Source organism: Synergistes jonesii, from assembly GCF_000712295.1.
Lineage (GTDB): Bacteria > Synergistota > Synergistia > Synergistales > Synergistaceae > Synergistes > Synergistes jonesii.
The window spans coordinates 102,251-109,343 of the sequence record NZ_JMKI01000005.1 but is presented as its reverse complement, the minus strand read 5'-3'; the positions used below and the strand labels follow the sequence as shown (position 1 = coordinate 109,343).

Here is a 7,093-nt window from a genome sequence, read left to right as displayed (position 1 = left end):
GCAGATGCGATAGCGCCGTATATCCCAAGGCCGAAATCCAGCGCTGCATTGTCCATCAGATCCGTTACACGACAAAATTCGTCTCTTACAAGGACATTAAGGCTTTTATGAATGATTTGAAGGGTGTCTATCAGGCTCCTACACTGGAGCAGGCCGAGGAAGGGCTTGACAGACTTGAAGAGAAGTGGGGCTCGAAATACCCGTCTTCGGTAGCGAGCTGGCGGAACAACTGGCCTCAGTTATCCGCTTATTTCAAGTATCCCTATGAGCTGCGCCGGATGATCTATACGACAAACCAGATCGAGAACTACAACCGGCAGCTCAGGAAAGTGACAAAAACACGTACGATCTTCCCCTCAGACGACGCCCTTTTCAAGCTCCTTTATCTTGCGACGATGGACATCACTGAAAAGTGGACCGGCAGGGACAGGGACTGGAGTAAAATTCTGTCACAGCTGTGCATTTACTTTGAGGAACGCATAGAACCCGGAGATCTGGAATAGCCCTAAACGCCTATAAGAAAAGTCCGGGCTGCAGTCCATTGACAGCCCGGATAGCGTATGTCATTATGGTGATACTGAAGCAGTAACGGTAACCCTTTGATGTCTTACATCGATCCAGGGGCAAGGGGTTTACACAGAATAAGTTACACTACCCCACAGAAAGAAAAGAGAATAAATACATCAATGCGTATAATCAAACAGTCTGACTTTACTGCCCAAATCCTTCTCAATAATATCCCGCATCTTTTTCGCAAAAGGACACGGATATCCGATCGGTGTGCCTTTTTGAATACAAGAAGCAAATATTATGGTATCCGCTCCGCACTCGACCAGCTTCCTTGCACGAAAGACTGCCTTTTTTCCTGGACGTCCACCGCAATTGCAGAATCCAACAAGCTCGATATCCCCATCGATTCCCTCAAATACACCTCTGCGTTCTCTGATTATTTTAAAGTCAGTTGTACCGGGGTAGTAATCCTCATCTTATGATTCCGACTTTCATAGCTTTCTCCTTTCATTTCAGTCCAAATACAATGATACCGGCTGCTGCCGAAATTCCTATCAATCCTATCGGAGATATCTCATTCATCATGATTTTTCGTGATCCGAAGTACACTCCGGCGAGCGCGGTGGTCATAATCGTTGCCATCGAGTCAAATGAAGCAGTTAGTGGACTGCTAATGCAGTGATAAACGATCATATATGTACCAGTGGCAAGAATGATCCCGATCATGCACGGTTTTAATCCGTGAAGGACTGCCTGTACATAGGGGTTCTTCAATGCGGCTGTCAGAAGCGCTGTCACCAAAAGAATAGTGATAAAGGATGGAAGTATAACGGCAAGTGTTGCAACCAGTGATCCGAGAATCCCTGCCTGCGAACTGCCGACATATGTTGCCATGTTTACCATGATCGGCCCGGGCGTGCTTTCGCTGACAGCGATTATATAGGTCAGCATCTCATCGTCCAGCCAGCCATAAGAAAGAACCACATCACGAATCAGAGGAATAGCACCGTATGCGCCGCCAAAAGCGAAACAACCGACCTTGAGGAAGCCGATAAATAGTTCCGTAAGAATCATTTCCCGGCACCTCCTTTTGCGGCAGGCTTTTTGACCATGAAGATGATCAGGCTGATCAGCCCTGCAGTAAGCATCAGGATAATGGAAGAAATCCTGACAGAGAAGATATTGATCAACAGCATGGCCGAAAACGCACAGAGCATAAACACCCTGGGCATCGTTTTCTTTTGCATCTTCTGCAGCATCTTAATGGCAGCGTCCAGGATCAGGATTCCGACTGCGATCTTAATGCCCTGGGCATCGTTTTCTTTTGCATCTTCTGCAGCATCTTAATGGCAGCGTCCAGGATCAGGATTCCGACTGCGATCTTAATGCCCTGGAAAGCATGTGCGATCCAGGTAATCTCAAGGAAATGATCCAAAAACTTCGATATCACAAAAATGATGCAGAAGGAGGGGAGGATCATTCCCACTGTGGCAATCAGAGCTCCCACGAACCCTTTCTGCTTATACCCTACATAGGTTGCGCAGTTGATAGCGATTGGCCCCGGCGTGGATTCTGCAACGACGGTAATGGTCATCATCTCATCGTGGGTGATCCACTGCTTCTTCTCCACGCAGGTGTTTTCGATTAGTGCGATCATGGCGTATCCGCCGCCGAAGGTGAACAGGCCGACCTTTGCAAAGGTCAAAAAGAGATCAAGTAAAAGGTTCATTTTGCTGACTTCACAGCGGGTTACTCACCGTGATGACGACGACAGCCCTCGTCACCTTCTTCATGACCGCAGTCGAGGCCTTTTCCGTGATGATGTCCGCACTCATGCCCCTCGCCGTGATGATGACCGTGGTGATCGCATTTGACATCGGGATCATATTCCAGCGTCCCTTCAGCAAGAGACTTTGCAGCAGCATTTGCAGGCCCTTGAACTCCTGCGTAAAGCTTGATTCCGGCATCAGCAAGCGCCATCTGTGCACCCATACCGATGCCTCCGCAGATCAGGGCGTCAGCCTTTACCGCCTGCAGGAAACCTGCAAGAGCGCCATGGCCGCTTCCGTTGCTATCAACGATCTGTTCATTAACGATCTTCCCTTCTTCAATATCATACAGCTTAAACTGTTCGGTATGGCCGAAGTGCTGGAAGATCTCCCCTTTTTCATAAGTGACTGCAATTCTCATGGTATTTATTCCTTTCTCAATGATTTCCTGATCAATCTCGATCGGTTCGTATTCACAGTGTCCGCCTGTGATCAGCAGCCTTTTCCCGTTCACAAGGGCGTCGGCGACCTTTTTCCTTGCGCTGTCATAAATAGCAGTTACTGTAGTCCGGGCAATGTTCATCCTGGATGCACAAGCCTCTTGGGTAAGGCCTTCGTCATCCAGAAGTCTCAATGTCTCAAATTCGTCAACGGTCATCTGAACGCTTTCGGCGGCCGTGATATCATCAGGCGAGAAGCTGCGATAGACCGGAAGTTGCTCTATTCTGCGGCATCTGAAGGGTCTTGGCATAATCTCTCCTTTCTGACATATGTCATTTACTATATTACTCGCGTTAATGACATATGTCAATATTTTTGTGAAATCAATTCATTAGGAATATTCCGCCCTGCAAGCCGCAAACTTGCAGGGCATTTCTATGTATACACCGCAGGGACCTCCTGCGGTGTATTTTCCTGTTTTAGCGTCCTCTGTCATAATCGTGGCTGCGAGGGCGGGTCTGCTGTCGCCGTGTGTCGTTCCGGTGCTTGGCCTCCGCCTCCAGATCTCGGAGTTTCTTCCAGACGCTCTCTTTTTCAGGCGGTGCCTGCTGGGGCTGTTTCTCTCCGCGGACTTGCCGCTCCCATGCGGCCAGATCGCGGTTATACTGCTCCACAAGGAGTGTAGCGTCGTCATACAGTCGTTTGAAAGCCTGTACATCGGGATAGCCGTCCGCTTTAAGGATACCGGGCAGCCGGTCCATCCGGCGGTCGATCTCCTGCTGCGTTTGCTCTATTTTCTCCGTCAGGGCTTTCCGCTCCTTGCCTTTGAACAGCCCTGTTATCTCGGATAGCTGCTTTTCCAGCTTTGGCAGTTCTACGTGCATGAGCTGCTTGACCGCCCTGGCTTCATCCTGTACCTTGACCATCAGCTTTTGCATTTTGCGGTACTCCATCATATCAACGGATAGGATGTGCTTGGGCGGGACCTCCGTCTCCCGGATCAATCCCATCAGGATTTCCTTTGCCTTTTGGATGATACCTCGGAACAGTCCCGGCAGCCAGCCGTGCTTCTGCACGGAACGGGTGGCTTCATCGTAGACGTGTTCATTTCTGATCTTTATGATCATTGATTCTTCGATCCCGGACACCAGTGCCATATCCGCCGTTCTGTTCCAGTCCTGCCGCGCGGCGTTGTCTGCCTCGATCTCCGCTGCCTTCGGGTTATTCTTCCCGATCTTCTTTGTCGGCAGATATACGCTATTCGGATTGAATACCTGCAGCTTGTGTTCCGGTTCGTGGATATGACGATTTATAAGTGCGGTATAGAACTGTTTGCTTTCATCGAGGAATGCTTCACTCTTAAAAACCTCATCCTTTACGGAGAACAAATGGCTTTCGTAGGCCTCGCTCCTTTTGATGGCGGTGCATCCCTCGCGGATTTTGCCGTCCTCTCCGGTAATCTCTTTTTTCGTGCGTACCCGTTTTCCGAGTTCATCGTAGAACACGCTGCGGCTTGCAATCTTTACTTCCGGCTCCGACAAGGGTCGCCGCTCCGAAAAAATCAGATGGATATGAAGATTTTTCTTTGTCTTGTTGTGGTGAAGCGCCAATACACATTCTACATCATACCGCTTCTTGAATTGTGTCGTGAACTCCTCTAACACCTGTTTTGGATCAAACTGCGTGTATTCCTCCGGCAGCGCAATGATCAGTTCCCGTGCCTCAATACATTTTCCCTCTGTTTCATAGTGCCGGAATTCCTCCTGACATTCCTTCGCCAGATCGTTCCAGAAGGAAATATCTTCCCTTGTAGTGAAAGTGGCATACAGGTGCTCCTGCCGCTTTGGGTCTGAAATATATCCGATTCTTCCCTTGACATTTGACAGTTTCGACATCTGGATAAAGCTGTGCCGTGCCGTGCCATCATTCACCTCCGTTTCTGTAAACGCCTGCGTGTCCTCTTTTGCAACTGCGAAAGCAGTTGCCGCTGCAAAGACAACCGCCGATTGTCGGGGCAGCGGTAGAAAAATGCGTCAGCGTTTTTCTCTGTATCGAATGTGAGGCAGGAGGCCCGAACACTCGATACAGGCCCTCCGCAGGAGCGAAATACAAAGAAATATTCAGCCCGAAACAGGTCGGCCAACGTGTTAAGGAACGCCGGACAGAACTCGGCCTGTCCATGCCGGAGTTGGGGAAACGGATCAGCGTCAACAAGTCCACCATCCAGAGATATGAAGCGGATGGCGTCGATCCGAAACGAACCATGGTCATCAACGGCCTTGCGGAAGCGCTGCTTACCACTCCCGAATGGCTGACGGGGCTTTCCGATGATAAGGAATACAACAGCTATACCGTCTGCCAGATGGAACTGGAGAAGCACATCAAGAGTTATCTGGAAACAGTGACTTCCTCCGTTAAGGGAGAGCCGCACCAGCAGCTTTTGACGACATTCCTCGGTCAGCTTGTAGACCTCTATGCCATTCTCACAAAGTACTGGGCGATCTCCATGAAGAAGGTCGATGAAGTGGCAGAGGATGAAGTCCTGAAAGAGTCCATCGGGAAATATGCCATCCACATCGGCTCCATCACCGAGCAGGTCTACCAGAAGGAAATGGAAGTCCCGGTGGAGGATATGAAGCGATACCTGGACGGCATCCTGCATTTCTACGATGAAGGACGAACTCAAATATCCGTCCCAAAGCTGCTTGGCATGGTAGAGGAATCGGAACGCAGGCTGGCCGCTAAAGAAGCTGAGCAACGCGCAAAAGGTACATAAAAGTACCGTGGTACCTTGAAATCTGAATACGGGAACGAAAAAAGCCGGTCATAACGACCGGCGGATATGGTAACACGCACACCATATGTCACAGACCCGATTGCCACGGATACGGAAAGGAGAATCACGATCTATGGCAAAAGGATCTGTCAGAAAGAAAGGCAAAAAGTGGTACTACCGCTTCTACGTAGAAAACGAGAGCGGAAATCTGGTGCAGAAGGAATGCGCCGGGACGGAGAGCAAGTCCGAGACGGAAGCCCTGCTCCGCAAGGCGATGGAGGATTACGAGGCGAAGAAGTTCGTTGCCAAATCCGAAAACGTCACGGTGGGCGATCTGCTGGATATGTGGATCGAGGAAGAAGTCAAGCCCGGCAATCTCTCCAACGGCACAGTCATGGCCTATCAGGGCGCTGTGGGACGCATCAAGCAGTTTCCCATCGGCAGCCGGAAGCTCAAAACCGTCACGTCGGAGCATTTGCAGGCATTCTTCGATCTCCTGTCCTTCGGAGGCACCAACGCCGACGGAACGGAAGTAAAGCCCATCAGCAAGGGGTATATGCGGCAGTTCTCGGCAGTGATGCAGGGAGCGTTCCGGTTTGCGGTCTTCCCCAAGCGGCTGCTGACCTTCAACCCGATGCAGTATATCAAGATCAGGCAAAAGCAGGAAAGCTATGAACTGTGGGGTGGAGACAGCGAGGACGGGCTGACCGTCCCCACGATCTCCTTCGAGCAGTACAAGGCGCTGACGGACTATCTGAAAAAGAAAGAGAATCCGGCGCTCCTGCCCATCCAGATCGCCTACTACACCGGGCTTCGGATCGGCGAGGTCTGCGCTCTCACATGGCAGGACATTGACCTCAAGGAGCAGACCATCACGGTACGGCGCAGTATGCGCTACAACGGGGCAAGGCACAAGACAGAGGTCGGCACCACCAAGCGGAGCAAAATCCGCACAGTGGACTTCTGCGACACGCTGGCGGCGATCCTCAAGGCAGCCAGGACCGAGCAGCACAAAAACCGCTTCAAGTACGGCGAGCTTTACAGCCTGAACTACTACAGGCAGGTACAGGAAAGAGGCCGCAGCTACTACGAGCTGTACAGTCTGCAAAGGTCGGAGGAAGTGCCGGAGGATTATCGGGAAATCGACTTCGTTTGTCTCCGCCCGGACGGGTGCTTTGAATCGTCCAGCACGGTCGGCATTGCCTGCCGGACAGCCTCAAAGAAGGTTCCAGGGCTTGAGGGCTTCCACTTCCACCAGCTTCGCCACACGTTCACCAGCAACTTGCTCTCAAACGGGGCAACACTGAAGGACGTACAGGAGCTTTTGGGACACGCCGACGTCAGTACCACCATGAACATCTACGCTCACTCGACAAGGGAAGCGAAACGCTCCTCGGCCCGCTTGCTGGATAAGGTAATAGGCGGCAACTGATAAAAAGTTTCCCTTGTTTTTGCCCTTGTGGGCAAAACAAGGGAAAACGGAGCTTTTTATGGCAGCAGACCTGCGGGAAATGCAGAAATATCAATAGGTTTCAGCGTTTCGGATAGACAAACTGGAAATGAACGTAAGATGCCGATCAAGAAGCGAATGGGACTG

The 7,093-nt window shown here is 50.8% G+C and carries 8 protein-coding genes and 1 pseudogene; 3 read left to right on the top strand and 6 right to left on the bottom strand.

Annotation, left to right across the window (positions count from 1 at the left end; genetic code table 11):
- Nucleotides 1-503: IS256 family transposase (locus EH55_RS02045; RefSeq protein ID WP_037974367.1), on the top strand; the 503-nt coding region annotated here is incomplete at its 5' end.
- Nucleotides 504-683: 180 nt separating this feature from the next.
- On the opposite strand, the pseudogene EH55_RS14820 reads toward EH55_RS02045, so the two are convergent.
- The 6 genes and pseudogenes from EH55_RS14820 to EH55_RS02020 form a co-directional block, all read right to left on the bottom strand.
- Nucleotides 684-959: pseudogene (locus EH55_RS14820) on the bottom strand (CGGC domain-containing protein); the annotation flags it as partial.
- Nucleotides 960-1,017: 58 nt separating this feature from the next.
- Nucleotides 1,018-1,584 (bottom strand): chromate transporter, encoded by a 567-nt coding sequence (locus tag EH55_RS02040; RefSeq protein WP_037974366.1) that lies wholly within the window; start codon nt 1,582-1,584, stop codon nt 1,018-1,020.
- Nucleotides 1,581-1,769, bottom strand: coding sequence for a hypothetical protein (locus EH55_RS14540; RefSeq protein WP_037974365.1), 189 nt, complete (start codon nt 1,767-1,769; stop codon nt 1,581-1,583). The genes EH55_RS02040 and EH55_RS14540 overlap by 4 nt, the downstream gene beginning before the upstream one ends.
- 20 nt (nt 1,770-1,789) lie before the next feature.
- Nucleotides 1,790-2,239 (bottom strand): chromate transporter, encoded by a 450-nt coding sequence (locus tag EH55_RS13255; protein ID WP_201769325.1) that lies wholly within the window; start codon nt 2,237-2,239, stop codon nt 1,790-1,792.
- Between the two features lie 20 nt (nt 2,240-2,259).
- A complete protein-coding gene (locus tag EH55_RS02025; protein ID WP_051682554.1) occupies nt 2,260-3,030 on the bottom strand; it encodes a DUF134 domain-containing protein in 771 nt (256 codons plus the stop codon).
- Between the two features lie 169 nt (nt 3,031-3,199).
- Entirely contained in the window at nt 3,200-4,651 is a 1,452-nt protein-coding gene (locus EH55_RS02020) for a MobA/MobL family protein (RefSeq protein WP_201769324.1), read from the bottom strand.
- 32 nt (nt 4,652-4,683) lie between these two features.
- Here EH55_RS02020 and EH55_RS02015 point away from each other — a divergent pair, with 32 nt between their 5' ends.
- Both EH55_RS02015 and EH55_RS02010 read left to right on the top strand, forming a co-directional pair.
- On the top strand, nt 4,684-5,496 hold the full coding sequence (locus tag EH55_RS02015) for a helix-turn-helix domain-containing protein (protein WP_201769323.1): 813 nt from the start codon (nt 4,684-4,686) through the stop codon (nt 5,494-5,496).
- 133 nt (nt 5,497-5,629) lie between these two features.
- Nucleotides 5,630-6,928, top strand: a complete 1,299-nt coding sequence (locus tag EH55_RS02010) for a tyrosine-type recombinase/integrase (RefSeq protein WP_037974364.1) — start codon at nt 5,630-5,632, stop codon at nt 6,926-6,928.
- Nucleotides 6,929-7,093: the final 165 nt, after the last annotated feature.